Source organism: Candidatus Dechloromonas phosphoritropha (assembly GCA_016722705.1).
Taxonomy (GTDB): domain Bacteria; phylum Pseudomonadota; class Gammaproteobacteria; order Burkholderiales; family Rhodocyclaceae; genus Azonexus; species Azonexus phosphoritrophus.
In genome coordinates this window covers 1439111-1452445 of sequence record JADKGN010000004.1, presented here as the reverse complement: position 1 = coordinate 1452445, position 13335 = coordinate 1439111, and the positions used below count along the sequence as shown (strand labels likewise).

At 62.3% G+C, this 13335-nt stretch carries 17 protein-coding genes; 4 read left to right on the top strand and 13 right to left on the bottom strand.

Annotated features, from left to right (window positions below; translation table 11 throughout):
* Nucleotides 1–20 precede the first annotated feature (20 nt).
* Genes chrA through rapZ form a run of 6 tightly spaced genes read right to left on the bottom strand, consistent with a single transcriptional unit; the run spans nucleotide 21 to nucleotide 4332 of the window.
* The gene (chrA, locus tag IPP03_12840; GenBank protein MBL0353486.1) at nucleotides 21–1349 is read right to left on the bottom strand and encodes a chromate efflux transporter; all 1329 of its coding nucleotides are present in this window, start codon (nucleotides 1347–1349) and stop codon (nucleotides 21–23) included.
* Nucleotides 1350–1361: 12 nt separating this feature from the next.
* Entirely contained in the window at nucleotides 1362–1943 is a 582-nt protein-coding gene (locus IPP03_12835; protein MBL0353485.1) for an LON peptidase substrate-binding domain-containing protein, read from the bottom strand.
* Between the two features lie 53 nt (nucleotides 1944–1996).
* Entirely contained in the window at nucleotides 1997–2602 is a 606-nt protein-coding gene (locus tag IPP03_12830; protein ID MBL0353484.1) for a UbiX family flavin prenyltransferase, read from the bottom strand.
* Nucleotides 2599–3132: a Gx transporter family protein gene (locus IPP03_12825; protein ID MBL0353483.1), complete on the bottom strand. Its 534-nt coding sequence runs from the start codon at nucleotides 3130–3132 to the stop codon at nucleotides 2599–2601. The genes IPP03_12830 and IPP03_12825 overlap by 4 nt, the downstream gene beginning before the upstream one ends.
* A complete protein-coding gene (locus IPP03_12820; protein MBL0353482.1) occupies nucleotides 3113–3487 on the bottom strand; it encodes a NusG domain II-containing protein in 375 nt (124 codons plus the stop codon). The genes IPP03_12825 and IPP03_12820 overlap by 20 nt, the downstream gene beginning before the upstream one ends.
* A complete protein-coding gene (rapZ, locus tag IPP03_12815) occupies nucleotides 3487–4332 on the bottom strand; it encodes an RNase adapter RapZ (GenBank protein ID MBL0353481.1) in 846 nt (281 codons plus the stop codon). The genes IPP03_12820 and rapZ overlap by 1 nt, the downstream gene beginning before the upstream one ends.
* 585 nt (nucleotides 4333–4917) lie before the next feature.
* On the opposite strand from rapZ, the gene IPP03_12810 reads away from it, so the two are divergent.
* Nucleotides 4918–6081: an amidohydrolase gene (locus IPP03_12810; protein ID MBL0353480.1), complete on the top strand. Its 1164-nt coding sequence runs from the start codon at nucleotides 4918–4920 to the stop codon at nucleotides 6079–6081.
* On the opposite strand, the gene IPP03_12805 is transcribed toward IPP03_12810, so the two are convergent.
* Genes IPP03_12805 through IPP03_12785 form a run of 5 tightly spaced genes read right to left on the bottom strand, consistent with a single transcriptional unit; the run spans nucleotide 6078 to nucleotide 9255 of the window.
* The gene (locus IPP03_12805) at nucleotides 6078–6992 is read right to left on the bottom strand and encodes an MBL fold metallo-hydrolase (protein ID MBL0353479.1); all 915 of its coding nucleotides are present in this window, start codon (nucleotides 6990–6992) and stop codon (nucleotides 6078–6080) included. The genes IPP03_12810 and IPP03_12805 overlap by 4 nt on opposite strands.
* A complete protein-coding gene (locus IPP03_12800; protein MBL0353478.1) occupies nucleotides 6989–7162 on the bottom strand; it encodes a DUF1289 domain-containing protein in 174 nt (57 codons plus the stop codon). The genes IPP03_12805 and IPP03_12800 overlap by 4 nt, the downstream gene beginning before the upstream one ends.
* Nucleotides 7155–7364, bottom strand: a complete 210-nt coding sequence (locus IPP03_12795; GenBank protein ID MBL0353477.1) for a DUF1289 domain-containing protein — start codon at nucleotides 7362–7364, stop codon at nucleotides 7155–7157. The genes IPP03_12800 and IPP03_12795 overlap by 8 nt, the downstream gene beginning before the upstream one ends.
* A complete protein-coding gene (locus IPP03_12790) occupies nucleotides 7364–8353 on the bottom strand; it encodes a hypothetical protein (GenBank protein MBL0353476.1) in 990 nt (329 codons plus the stop codon). Before IPP03_12790 ends, IPP03_12795 begins: the two co-directional genes overlap by 1 nt.
* Nucleotides 8350–9255: a hydroxymethylglutaryl-CoA lyase gene (locus IPP03_12785; protein ID MBL0353475.1), complete on the bottom strand. Its 906-nt coding sequence runs from the start codon at nucleotides 9253–9255 to the stop codon at nucleotides 8350–8352. The genes IPP03_12790 and IPP03_12785 overlap by 4 nt, the downstream gene beginning before the upstream one ends.
* A 250-nt stretch (nucleotides 9256–9505) precedes the next feature.
* On the opposite strand from IPP03_12785, the gene IPP03_12780 reads away from it, so the two are divergent.
* The 3 genes from IPP03_12780 to IPP03_12770 are packed head-to-tail and all read left to right on the top strand — an operon-like array spanning nucleotide 9506 to nucleotide 11538.
* Nucleotides 9506–10237 carry a site-specific integrase gene (locus IPP03_12780; GenBank protein MBL0353474.1) on the top strand — a complete coding sequence of 244 codons (732 nt, stop codon included), beginning with the start codon at nucleotides 9506–9508 and terminating at the stop codon, nucleotides 10235–10237.
* Between the two features lie 21 nt (nucleotides 10238–10258).
* Nucleotides 10259–10453, top strand: coding sequence for a tyrosine-type recombinase/integrase (locus tag IPP03_12775; protein MBL0353473.1), 195 nt, complete (start codon nucleotides 10259–10261; stop codon nucleotides 10451–10453).
* On the top strand, nucleotides 10450–11538 hold the full coding sequence (locus IPP03_12770; GenBank protein MBL0353472.1) for a transposase: 1089 nt from the start codon (nucleotides 10450–10452) through the stop codon (nucleotides 11536–11538). The genes IPP03_12775 and IPP03_12770 overlap by 4 nt, the downstream gene beginning before the upstream one ends.
* Before the next feature lie 280 nt (nucleotides 11539–11818).
* On the opposite strand, the gene IPP03_12765 is transcribed toward IPP03_12770, so the two are convergent.
* Both IPP03_12765 and IPP03_12760 read right to left on the bottom strand, forming a co-directional pair.
* Nucleotides 11819–12616, bottom strand: a complete 798-nt coding sequence (locus tag IPP03_12765) for a dioxygenase (GenBank protein ID MBL0353471.1) — start codon at nucleotides 12614–12616, stop codon at nucleotides 11819–11821.
* Nucleotides 12617–12634: 18 nt separating this feature from the next.
* Nucleotides 12635–13279 carry a hypothetical protein gene (locus tag IPP03_12760; protein ID MBL0353470.1) on the bottom strand — a complete coding sequence of 215 codons (645 nt, stop codon included), beginning with the start codon at nucleotides 13277–13279 and terminating at the stop codon, nucleotides 12635–12637.
* Between the last annotated feature and the right edge of the window lie 56 nt (nucleotides 13280–13335).

Genomic DNA, 13335 nt, shown 5'->3' with positions numbered 1-13335 from the left:
GCGGTTGCGGGTCGCTCTGGCTAGGCCAGAAGGCGCGCAGCCAGCCCAAGGCCGGCACAGGCCGCGATGACGAGGATCACGTTGGCCTTGAAACGGAACAGCGCCACGGCGGCGCCCAGCGCGATGACAGCCGCCACGAAATCGAGACCGCCTGAAAACCCTGTCGGCCACAGCACGGGGTAGCCAAAGAAGACCGCCAGGTTGGCGATGACGCCGACGACGGCGGCCGTGATCGCAGTCAGCGGTGCGGTGAACTTGAGATCGCCGTGCGTGCTCTCGACCAGCGGCCCGCCGGCGAAAATGAACAGAAATGAGGGCAGAAAGGTGAACCAGGTGACCAGCGCGGCTGCCAGCACGCCGGCAAGAAGGAGGGCATCAGGCCCCAATGGCGCCTTGCCCCAGGCGCCGACAAAGGCGACGAAGGAAACGATCATGATCAGCGGCCCGGGCGTCGATTCACCCAGGGCCAGGCCGTCCATCATCTGCGAACTGGTCAGCCAGCCGAAGTCCGTGACGGCGCCCTGATAGATGTAAGGGAGCACCGCATAGGCGCCGCCGAAGCTGAGCAGGGCCGCCTTGGTGAAAAACCAGCCCATCCGGGTCAGGGTATGATCCCAGCCCAGGAATACGACAAGCAAGCCCATCGTTAGCGCCCACAGGGCTGCGCCGATGGTTGCAACCTCAAGCAGCCGCCGGGTGGTGAAGCGGGCGTGGGCGGGAGTCGGCGTATCGTCGTCGATCACCGCCGGCACGGCCGATGCAGCCGTGCTGTCATGCCCGCCGCCAGCGGCGAAGCGACCGGGAGCGAGGCGGCCGCCAATGATACCGACCAGGGCGGCGCCAAGAACGATGGCCGGGAATGGCAGGTTGAAGGCGAAAATGGCGACGAAGGCCGCAGCGGCGATCGCCCACAGGAAGCCGTTGTGCAGCGTGCGGCTGCCGATGCGATAGGCGGCGTGGAAGACGATGGCAGTGACGGCTGGCTTGATGCCATAGAACAGCCCGACGACCAGTGACGTCTGGCCAAAGGTCATGTACAGCCAGGAGAGCGCGATGAGGATGAGTAGCGACGGCAGCACGAACAGCACGCCGGCGATGATGCCGCCGCGCGTGCGATGCAGCAGCCAGCCGAGATAGGTGGCCAGTTGCTGCGCTTCGGGACCGGGGAGCAGCATGCAGTAGTTGAGGGCATGCAGAAAACGCCGCTCGGAAATCCAGCGCCGCTTGTCGACCAGCTCATCGTGCATTATCGCGATTTGGCCGGCTGGTCCGCCGAAGCTGATGAAGCCCAGTTTCAGCCAGAAGCGCATGGCTTCCAGGAGGCTGGGGAGACGTGGGGAAGTGGTCATGATTCGCCGGTTTCAATCCAGCAGCTTGCGCTGATCGAGAAATTTCTCGAGGATCTCGAGGCGAGAAATGGGGTCTTCGAGTTCCAGCAGTTTCTGCTTGGCCAGGTTCTGCACCGGCAGGATTTCGGTGATGCGGTAGCCGACCCATTCCGCATCGTCGTAGTGGTGCGGCTCGGGAATACGGGCGGAGCCGATGTCGCTGGCGACTCTCCGCAACAGAGGCAGCAGGCGCTCGTGTTGAGTGGGAAAGGGCAGGGGACCATCGTTGGCGATGATTTCGACCCCGGCCCGCCACAGGTTGTTGGGGCCGACTGCCTTGTCGACGATGCGAAAGCGCTGTCCGCCGCGTGTCGTCACCTGCAAGATGCCGAGCTGCTCCATCTCCCAGTCGGTGATGCGAGCCAGCGTGCCGACCGGATGCGGTTCGGCGACGCCGCCTGCCTCCTCGCCGGCGACGATCAGGCAGATGCCGAAGGGAAGATCATCCTTCATGCAGGCGGCGGCCATGTCGAGATAGCGCTGCTCGAAGATCCTGAGTGGCAGCAAGCCGCCCGGGAAGAGCACGGCATTGAGCGGAAACAGCGGAATTTCCATCCGCGGGGAAGCGCCGTCGTCCCGCCGCTGGCTTGCAAAGCCCAGCCAGCCCATCATTCGCCCCAGCGCTGCATCAGCGCGTGCGGGATGGCAAGCTGGTCGAGAACCCGGGCGACGACGAAATCGATCACCTCCGCCACGCTTTGCGGGTGGTGGTAGAAACCCGGGCTGGGCGGCAGGATGACGGCGCCGGCTCGCGCCAGGCGCAGCATGTTCTCGAGATGGATGACCGAAAGCGGTGTTTCCCGCGGAACCAGGATCAGTTTGCGGCCTTCCTTGAGGACGACGTCGGCGGCGCGCTCGATCAGCTTGTCGGCCAGCCCTTGGGCGATGGCGGCCAACGTGCCCATCGAGCAGGGACAGACGATCATCGCGTCCGGTGGGTTGGACCCGGAGGCCACCGGGGCGAACCATTCCTCACGACCGAAAATCACCAGTTTTTCCGGGTCGACCGCGCCAAGGCGGGCCAATAGGGCGGCCTTGGCTTCGCCGGGACGTGATGGCAGTTCGAGATCCACTTCCTGGCGTGCGACCACCTGCGCGGCCTGCGAATACAGCAGCTGCACGCGGCAGCCGGCCGCCAGCAGGCAATCCAGCAAACGCAAGCCGTAGGGCATGCCGGAAGCGCCAGTCAGGGCGAGGCAGATTGTCTTGTTCATCGGACAGGGTTCGCAACGGGGATTTCTGCCAGCAGTCTAGCCGCAATCAGCCCGTTGATGGTGCCGAACACCAGCGCGGCGGCGGCGAAAACCGGGGTCAGCAAAAAAACGCCGTCATGCGGGATCAGCCACAGGCGGGCGAGCAGCAACTGGCCGCCGATGTGGGCGAAGGCGGCGAGGATGCTCAGGCTGACCGGCCCGAACCAGCGTTCCGGCAGATGGCGGGCGAGGCCGAGCGTGAGCAGGCTGAACGTCGTTCCGGTCAGTGCCAGGAAGAAGCCGGGGGCGAGAAAGTAGCCGAGCAGCAGGCTGCCGGCGAGCACGCGCAATCCACTGACCCAGACGGCGGTCGCCCAGCCGTGACGGATCAGGACGACCAGCGTGACGATGTTGGCGAGGCCCGGCTTGACCCCTGGCAGCGGGCTGGGGATTGCCGCATCAACCAGCGACAAGGCGACCGCCGCGGTGGCCAGCCAGGCGACGCGCCGATCCTCGGCGGTGACGGTCAGCTCAGTAACTGAGGCTGTCATAGGCGCGGGTGCGTCCGGCGATCTGGACGCTGACGCGGTTGGGGGCACAGATGGCGATCTCCCCGGGGCGTGCCAGCCAGCCCTGACGCACGCAGTACTGGCGCGGCCCGGGATCGGCGATGACGCGGGCGCGCCCCGGCTCTACAGAAACCAGCGTGGCGCCGAGGGGGCCGGGGACGGTGACTTCGCGCCGGCTGCCGAGATCGATCTCGGCGAAGATCCGTCCATCCTGGCGGATGATCGCGCGCTCGGCAAAGCCACCTTGCCAGAGCAAGGGGAGGGTGAATGCAACCACTGCCGCGCCGCTGGCGATGACCAGCCAGTCGCCTGCCCGCAGGTAGGCGAGCCAGCGCATCAACTGCCGGCCAGCGTGCGGTGGCGGATCAGGACGCTGGCCTCTTCTTGGAACTTGTGACCGAGCCATTCCGCGCAATAGACCGACCGGTGCTGGCCGCCGGTGCAGCCGATGGCCACGGTCAGATAGTTGCGGTTGTCGCGAACGTATGCCGGCAGCCAGGTGGCGATGAAGCGGGCGATGTCGTCGCGCATGCGGATGACCTCGGGCTCGCTCTCGAGGAAATCGATGACCGCCTGGTCCTTGCCGGTCAGCGGACGCAACTCGGGATCGTAATGCGGGTTGGGCAGGCAGCGCACGTCGAAGACGAGATCGGCATCCAGTGGAATGCCATGCTTGAAGCCGAACGATTCGAACATCAGCGTCAGTCCGCGTCCCGGTTCGTGGTCGATGAATTGGTGAATCCATTCACGCAGCGCGTTGGCCTTGAGCCCGCTGGTATCGATGCGGTGGCCGAGCGTCGAGATCGGTTCGAGCAATTTGCGTTCGGCGCGGATCGCTTCGGCCAGGGTCTGCCCGTCGGCGGCACGCGGATGGCGCCGGCGCGATTCGGAATAGCGCTTGAGCAAAGTTTCTTCGTCGGCGTGAAGGAAGAGGAAGTTCTGTTGCGTTCCCTCCTCCTCCAGCATGCGCAGCTTTCGCGGGAGCAGTTCGATACCTATCCCCGAACGCGCGTCGATCGCTACCGCCACCTTGCTGATTCCCTCCTCCTTGAGCATGCGGACGAGAACCGTGAGCATGATCACCGGCAGATTGTCCACGCAGTAATACCCTGCATCTTCGAGAAGATGCAGGGCGACCGACTTGCCAGACCCGGAAAGGCCGCTGATGAGAACGAGTTGCATACTGCGGAGCATAATGAAGGCAGCGTCGACAAGCAACCCGAGGTAACAGATGGGGAACAATTGTTAGACAAAACATATGGAAAGTAGTGCTTTTTTCCCTGGCCTTGCTCAATCGCAGGCTGCGTAGTAGCCGATGCCAAGGCCAACTTGGGGTGCTATCTGGATTTCTGCAACACCCGCCGACCGCACCAAACCCTTGACGGCAAAACGCCGGATGCGTTCTACTGCCAGCACCTGCCCAAAGAGAAGTTCACAGTATGACCACAGCGTTACCCACCGCGCCGTCAGCTTTCGGTCTCAACGGACCTTCGGTCGCTGTTACCGTGGATTACGCCACCACGCAGGGCTCCGCTTGTCTTGGTGGAAAAAATGTCCAAACCAACGGGGCCAGCTCTGTTCTGCATCCCGGACGCGATTGGGCTGCAAGATGCAAGGATCGAAATGAAACGACTGATGATATCGCGGGTGATGTGCGTACTTTCCTGGCGTCGATGAGCTTTCCTGAGTCCAGCCGCCTCGTTATCGTGGATAGTTGAGGCGCTCATTGCTCCCATTCGCGGGAATGGGAGTAGCAAGGAGACAACCATGAACATTCCCGAGCTGCCATTTCTTGCCGAATTGTCGGCGCTGCGCCGCGACATTCACGCGCACCCGGAACTGGCCTTTGACGAGAACCGTACCGCTGAAGTGGTGGCCCACGAGCTCGAGCGCTACGGGCTCGAGGTTCATCGCGGTATCGCCCGGACCGGGGTCGTCGGCGTCCTGCGGGCCGGGACGTCGCGGCGCATGATCGGCCTGCGCGCCGACATGGATGCCTTGCCGCTGGCCGAGCTAAACGAGTTTCCGCACCACTCGCGCTACCATGGAAAGATGCACGCCTGCGGCCATGACGGTCATACCGCGATCCTTCTCGGGGCGGCGCGCCACCTGGCGGCGAACCCGGATTTCGACGGCAGCGTGGCATTCATCTTCCAGCCGGCAGAGGAATCGGATGGTGGCGCTGCCGTGATGATCGAGGATGGATTGTTCGAGCGCTTTCCGGTCGAGGCCGTATTCGGCCTGCACAACTGGCCGGGTATTCCTGTCGGCGAGATGGCGGTGATGCCCGGGGCGGTGATGGCCGGCACCTGCGCCTTCGAGATCAGCGTACGCGGCCATGGCTGCCATGCGGCGATGCCGCACCAGGGAGTCGACTCGATCGTTGCCGGCGCGCAACTGGTTCAGGCCTTGCAGACCGTGGTCAGCCGCACGCTGCACCCGTGCGATGCGGCGGTGGTCAGCGTCACCCAGTTCCATGGTGGCGAGGCATGGAACATCATTCCCGAGGAAGTCGTACTGCGCGGCACCATCCGCAGCTTCAAGCCCGAGGTCCAGGAAACCGTCGAGCGTGCCGTCGAGCGCCTGTGCAGCGGTGTCGCGGCGGCGAACGGGGCGCAGATCGGCGTTCATTTCGACCATCGCTACCCGCCGACCGTCAACAGCGCGGCGGAGACGGAATTCTGCCGCGGCGTTGCCGCCGAGGTGCTGGGGAGTGAGCGAGTGCTCACTGACTTGCTGCCGTCGATGGGCGCGGAGGACTTCGCCTACATGCTGCGCGAGAAGCCGGGTTGTTACGTGTGGTTGGGCAACGGGCCGGGGACTGGCGGCTGCACCCTGCACAACCCGCATTACGATTTCAACGACGAGATTCTGGCGCCCGGCATTGCCTACTGGACGCGATTGGTCCAGCGCGCCCTGCCGGCCGCCTAGCCTGCCACCAGAAAACCGTCCTCGCGGCGCAGGGCATTGACCAGCAGCAGTTCGTTCTCGATGCGCGCGACAAGCCGATCTTCCGGCAGGTTCAGGTAGCGGTTGTTGATGCTGATGGCGAAGGGCAGGCCAAGCACGAATGCCGGAAAGTCCTTGGCCGGCAGCCGGCCTCTTTCCAGCATGGCAAAGGAAATCACGACCTTGATGGCATGCCAGGCCAGCTTGTCGATGTCGGCGGCGAAGCTGTCCACTCGCCGGAAGGCCCGCTCGAAAGCGGCGTCAACCCCGGCGAACGGGCTGCCATGTCCGGGAATGACGATGTCGATCGGCAGGCGCGAGAGCATTTCGAGGGTGGCGCGGGTGACGGCTATGCCATCGGCCTCACCGAGAATCTCGGAAAAGATCACACCAAAGCCGCTTTCCCAGAGAGCGTCGCCCGAGATCAGGATACGCCGTTCCGGGTTGTAGAAGGCGAGCGCCTCCATGTCATGTCCGGGAACGGCCAGCGCCTGCCAGTTGAGGTCTCCCATCGAAATGTCATCGCCGGCTTGGATCAGGTGGTCGTGCTGGAAGCGCGCCCCCTGCTGGCCGAGCGGCGAGAGGAGCAGCGCGTTTTCGTCCCACTCGGCGATGGTAGCGTGGAGGCCGGCAGGGACGATGATCTCGCAACCAAAACGCGCTTGCAGCGCTGCGTTGCCACCGATGTGGTCGGAGTGCGAATGGGTATTTATGAGCCTTTTCAGGCGTCGACCGTGGAGGGCATGATCAACCAACTCGACCGTCCGGGCAGCGTGCGTGACGTAACCGCTATCAACCACCGTGGCGTGGTCACCCTCGAAGCACATGATGCTGTTGGCCGATAGCCAGCCGCGCTCGATAACGAGCAGCGCGTCCGGGAGCCGGATGCTCATTCCGGGTTGTCCGGATCGCTGGTTGTCGGTCGTGGCGTTCTTATCAAGGTGACGATCTCGGCGACGACCTCCGGCGCGTCGAGGGGCGGCCGGCCGCAACCCAGGCAGTAGCCCGAATCGGGGTCTACCATGCAGATGCCGACGCAGAGATATTGATCCTCGTTATCCATGCCGGTCGCAGTCGCCGCGCAGGTCGCCTTCCCAGGGGTCATGCTCCTGCCGGCGTTTGGCGATGGCGGCGAGGATGCCCAGGCGGCGGGAGTCGTCGATCCCTGCCCAAACGGCGATCTCGTCAATGGTCCGAAAGCAGCCCGAACACAGGCCGGTCAGTTCGTCCATCTGGCACACGTTGATGCAGGGCGAGGTGACCATCAGATGATCATGTACCGGTGGCGCTGGTCCTGCACAAGATCCACCGCCGCCTGCGCTTCGTCGCGCCGGATGCGGGTGAGCATCGCCATGTAGCTACGCTTGTCGCGGCCACGAATTTCGGAAAACTTCAGTGTATGCAAATTCAAATTGTCACCAGGCTGCTCACTGACGATGCCGAGACGGTCCACCGTGATGCTGACCGGCGACAGGCCGAGGGAGACTTCGGGCTCGCGCAGGTTATCGGCGAGCGCCGCCAGCAATTGGTTGGGCATCAGCGAGGTGGCCATTTTGCGCAACTGCGTATCGAGCTCCATCAGATGTCGCGTGTGTGTTTCGAACTCCGGGCTCGGCGACTTATTGCGCAACACGGCCAGCTGCGCGCGTTCCATCGAGGCATCGGCGCGCAATCCATCGCGCTCACTGCGCAGAGCCTCTACGTGATCATGAAAAGTCTTGAGGAGGCTTTCCAGACTTCGGCACCGCAGGTTTTCGAGAGTAACCTCAAGGTCGCAATGCGGTTCGACGAGCGTCTGGCTGGAAAAATAGACGACGACCTGCGGTACATCGTTACACAGCACGTCGCCCTGCTGGCCGATGCCCATTTGCTTCCTTTCCTGGCGACGGGCGGCGAACATCGCGTAGAGATACTCGCTTTCCCAGCACTGGGGTTCCGCCAGAAAGTCGCGGACAGCCTGACTGCGGCCCAGCATCTGATCAATGTCATCTGCCGTGGCGAACAGCGCATGCACCAGCGGATCGCTGGAAAAGGCGGCACGGTTTATGTCGATCGGGCCGGGCAGCCCGGCGACCAATCCCTCGCAATAACCCAGCACGTAATCCATTGCTGGCGCGAGATCGCGCTCGAATCCGGAGGCCGAGTTGAGCATCGGATCGACTATTGTGCCGACCAGTTCCAGCGCCCTCCTTACCTTGGGTGAGGGTGCAGGCGTCGGCTTGAGGAAATCGGCAATGGAGGAAATCAGGCTCATTGGGCAGTCCTCGCGCAAATTGCCCGACCGGCCTTGGCGCCGTTCGGGCGGTTGATGGTACTGGAAATCCAGTTGCCGATGGCTGCAAGTTTAGCGAGATCGACGCCAGTTTCAATCCCCAGACCGTGCATCAGGTAAACGACATCCTCGGTCGCGACATTGCCCGAGGCTCCCCGGGCATACGGACAACCGCCCAGTCCGGCCACCGAGCTGTCGAAAATAGCCATACCCATCTGTAGCGAAGCGTAGATATTGGCGATCGCCATGCCGTAGGTGTCGTGGTAGTGTCCGGCCAGTTTCTCGATGGGAACCACTCTGGCGCAGGCCTCGATCAGGCGCTGGATTGACGCCGGGTTGCCGACGCCGATGGTGTCACCGAGCGAGACCTCGTAGCAGCCCATGTCGAACAGTGATTTCGCCACGCCGGCCGCCTGCGCCGGCGCGATGTCTCCCTCGTAGGGACAGCCGACGACGCAGGAAACGTAGCCGCGTACCGGAATTTCAAGGGCGCTGGCAGCCGAAAGGATCGGCTCGAAGCGTTTCAGGCTCTCGACAATCGAGCAGTTGATATTTTTCTGCGAAAACGACTCCGAAGCAGCGCCGAAAATCGCCACCTCGGTCGCGCCGGCCTGCAGCGCCGCATCGAAGCCGTGCAAATTGGGCGTCAAAACCGGGTAGACCGCAGCAGGGTGGCGTTTGATGCCCTGCATGACCGCCGCGTTGTCGCCCATTTGCGGCACCCATTTCGGTGACACGAAAGCCGTCGCCTCGATGACGCGCAGCCCCGCTTCGGCCAGACGGTCGATCAGCTCGATCTTGATGGCGGTCGGCACGACCTGCGCTTCATTCTGCAGCCCGTCGCGCGGGCCGACTTCGATGATGTTTACTTTGGTGGGAAGCATGGGCGGAGTGGTGAGTAGAAAGTTGTTTGAAAGACAGAAATCAAGCCAAGGTGGTCCGTGATGTTTATGAAAAACGGCCGCTCAACGTTTGACTTAACCGGCTCGCCGAAGGCGAGTCCGGTTGAAGGAAGGGTTGAACGAAGCCGCTACGCGGAGAAGACCCCAATCTGCTGCCTCCGAATTATCCTGCATGTTGGTTCCTTCGTTTTGATGGGACCGATTCTGCAACATTTCGTGAGGACAAACCAGCATGACGAACGATTTCCCCGAGCCTTTTGCCCGGCAGTACGACAGCCACTTGAAACACCTGAAGCTGAAGGGCCTGCAACCCAAGACCATCGACGCTTACGCCCGCGCCATCCGGCGCCTCGGCGGGTATTTCGATTACCGCATCGACGCCTTGTCGGAAGCCCAACTCACCGAGTACTTCAGCGACCTGATCGGCACCCACTCGTGGAGCGCGGTGAAGCTCGATCTCTACGGCCTCAAATTCTTCACCACCCATATCCTGAAACAGCCTTGGGCGATGCCGAACCTGATCAAGCCGCCCAGGACCCAGCGCCTGCCGGACATTGTCACGGTCGACGAAGCGCAGCGCCTGTTTCTGGCGACGCGGGTGCTCAGCTACCGGGTGTTCTACTTCACCCTCTACAGCCTTGGGCTACGGCTGGGTGAAGGGCTGGCGCTCAAGGTCGGTGACATCGATGCCGCCCGCCTGCGCGTCCAGGTGCGCGACGCCAAGGGCAACCGGGATCGCCTCGTGCCCCTGCCGCAGGCCACGCTCTCGGTGCTGCGCCGTTTCTGGCAAACGCATCGCCATCCCGAACTCCTGTTTCCCAACCGCCACGCCGGCCTGAAAGGCGCGCATCTGGCGACTTCACCGCTCGATCGCGGTGGCGTGCAAATCACCCTGCGCAAAGTCGTGGCCGACTGCGGCTTAATCGCTGGGATACCGTCTGCGGCGAGGACGCCGCAGACATAAAAAAAGATCACCCCGCACAGCCTGCGCCACAGCTATGCCACGCACCTGATCGAGCACGGTGTCGATCTGCTGGAAGTCCAGAAGATCCTCGGTCACCACTCCATCCTGACCACCGCCCGCTACACGCACCTCACCAGCCATACCAACGAATCGGCCCGGACCCGCATCGATGCCCTGATGCAGGGCTTTGTCCTCGACTGGCGAAACATCCGATGATCCCGCTCGCCGAGATCATCCGCCAGCATGAGGGCGACTACCGCGCCTGCTACGGCCAGCAGCTCACCCCGGAGCGGGGGCAGGCGCTCCAAGCGATGCAGCACTGTCGCAGCACGATGGCCTCGCACCTGCTCGCCGCCTGCCCGGACTGCGCCGAACGGCGGCTCATTCCACATTCCTGCGGGCATCGGCTTTGCCCGCACTGCCAGCACCACGAGAGCGAACGCTGGCTGGAACGTCAGCGCCGCCTGCAAGTGCCGGCCGAGTACTTTCTGCTCACCTTCACCTTGCCGGCCGAACTGCGGCCCTTGGCTTTCCGGCAAGCACGCGCCGTCTATGCTGCGTTGTTCGCCGCCGCCTGGGCGACGGTGCAGGCCTTCTGCCGTAACGACCGGAAACTCAAGGGCGAAGCCGGGGCGGTGGCGGTGCTGCACACCCACTCGCGCCGGCTCGACCTGCACCCGCATGTCCATCTCGCCATGCCGGCGGCCACCCTTGATCCAAAAACGCGGCGCTGGCGGACCAAGACCGGCTACCTGTTCAACCACCAGGCGCTGGCCAAGGTGTTTCGCGGCAAACTGCTCGCCGCGTTGAAACAGGAAGGGCTGAGCTTGCCCAGCCAACTGCCAAAGAAATGGGTGGCCGATTGCAAAAGTGTCGGCAACGGCGAGAAGGCGCTGGTCTATCTCGGGCGCTACCTCTATCGCGGGGTGATCCGGGAATCCGACATCCTGTCCTGCGAGAACGGCCAAGTCAGCTTTCGTTACCGGGACAGCCAGAGCGGCGAAATGAAGGTGCGCACCGAAAGTGCCGCCGACTTCCTGCGCCTGATCCTGCAACACGTCCTGCCCAAGGGTTTCCGGCGGGCGCGGAACTACGGCTTTCTGCACCCTAACCGCAAAAGCCTGATTGCCTTGCTGCACCTCGTGCTCAGGATCGCGCCACGCACACCGCCCATCGAGAAACCCCGGCCGGCGTTTCTTTGTCCTTGCTGCGGCACACCGATGCAGATCATCCGGCGGCGGATTCCGGCCAGCACGGTCAGGCGACGAAGTTCGGCACTGATGGCGGAGACGGCCGTGTAAGTCACGGCCACAGGAAAGGCGGTGCGCCGACCGGCGCCACGGCGGCGCTCGGCCTGAAAATGCCGGAAAACGGGGTGTCAGCCGCCGAATTTGCTAGATCGGCCCGGTTCAAGCGCTGATTCAGGCACCGCCCGATCACCGAACCGGGCAACCCTCCCACCTTCGGGCAGGGAGTCAAAAAGCTATTTGCAGGGAACCCGGAACCGGGCTTGTTCAACAACCGGTTCAGATCGTGGCTCGCTCCGCGATCACGATCTAACCTTAATCGTTAGCAGTCGGCTCACCAAACATACATGCTCGATTCTTTGCCCATGATCTTGAGATTCAGCGCCTCTGAACATCGCCTTTGGGCCGCCCCGTAACACACGTGAAGCGGGAGCAAATGCTCTTCCCGAGGATGACAGAACCGAGCACCCGGCGCCTCAATCCAGTGGATCAGCCTTTTCATTCTTTCGGCTTCCGAGCAGGACGTGCTACTGCATGTATCCCGCAACCACCACTCAAAATCTCGGTTCATCTGACGCGATGAGGCATTGTCAGTAGCAAAAAACGCCTTCAAATTGTGAAACGAGAACCCAGAGCCTATTAGCCATACATTCTCACGGCCCAAGCCACGCAGTGCCTTACCGACGGCGATATGACTCGATGGATCAAGCGAATTTAGCAGCGATAATTGAACACAGGGCACATTGGCCTCGGGCCACATGATTTTCAGCGGAACAAATACGCCGTGGTCAAGACCTCGCTCCCCATCCAGAGCCACATCGATCGCTGCAGCTTCTAACAGACTGTGTAGTTCCTGAGCCAGAGTTGGCTCGCCTCTGCAGGGATAAGTGATTGCATACGATTCTTCTGGAAATCCGTAGTAGTCATAAATCAGCGAAGGATTTTCAGAGGCAGTAATGGTGGCAACTTTCTCCTCCCAATGAGCGCTCACTACAACGACGGCATTAGGGCGAGCAAGTTTTGCAGCCAAGCCTTTCAGGCAGTCGACCATCTCAGTGTGCCCGGGGTCGCCAAGGAGCGGCATCGGGCCACCGCCGTGGGAGACAAATACTGGTGTTAGGCGGTTTGCCATCATGTGCCCTCCCGACTGCTAACGTTTGAATTCACCGGCCTGCGCGGCTTCATGCGCAAGGTCCGGTGGAATGATGGGTTGGGCATTGGCGCACGCTGTCTTGACCTTCTGACCAAGCGCAGCAGCGGCTTCTCGTGACCAACCACGCGAAAGGTGCGAAACCGGTATAACTTGGGCCGACAACTTCATCTGCTGTAGGTAAGCCACCGCATCATCGCCATGCGCAACGATGATGTTTGGCCTGAGCGCAGCTAGCAAGAAATCAAACGGGGTCGTGACGCGGCAATGGAACGCCAAATCAGCTGCCTGTTCGGTTGGGGCCGAATAGATGTTGGTTTCGAGGCAACGGATTGGCGAGGCTGCCTCTGACATCCAGTCGAGGACTCGCCGAGTGGTGCTTATGAGATTGCGCCGCTTCTGTTTTGGCCTTAACGGACGGTCTTGTCGATCTTTCTTATACGCCTCCAGCCATGCCGCTTTGTCAAAGCCGTAATCTGTACGCCAAAACTCCCAGAAATCTGCTGACAGGGTCGTAGCTGGGTTGAAACCAACGATGAATGCTTGGCACTCAAGAGGGGAGCCGTCACAAACGAACGGGCGTAGACCAGTCGGCCTTCCGATGAGAGCCGCCAACTCCTTTTCAAAGCTCGTGAGAGTGACCATGTTTCTTCAATGCCCAACGTAGAAGTGAGTGGCGCGGCGGTTTCTTCGCCGCGTCC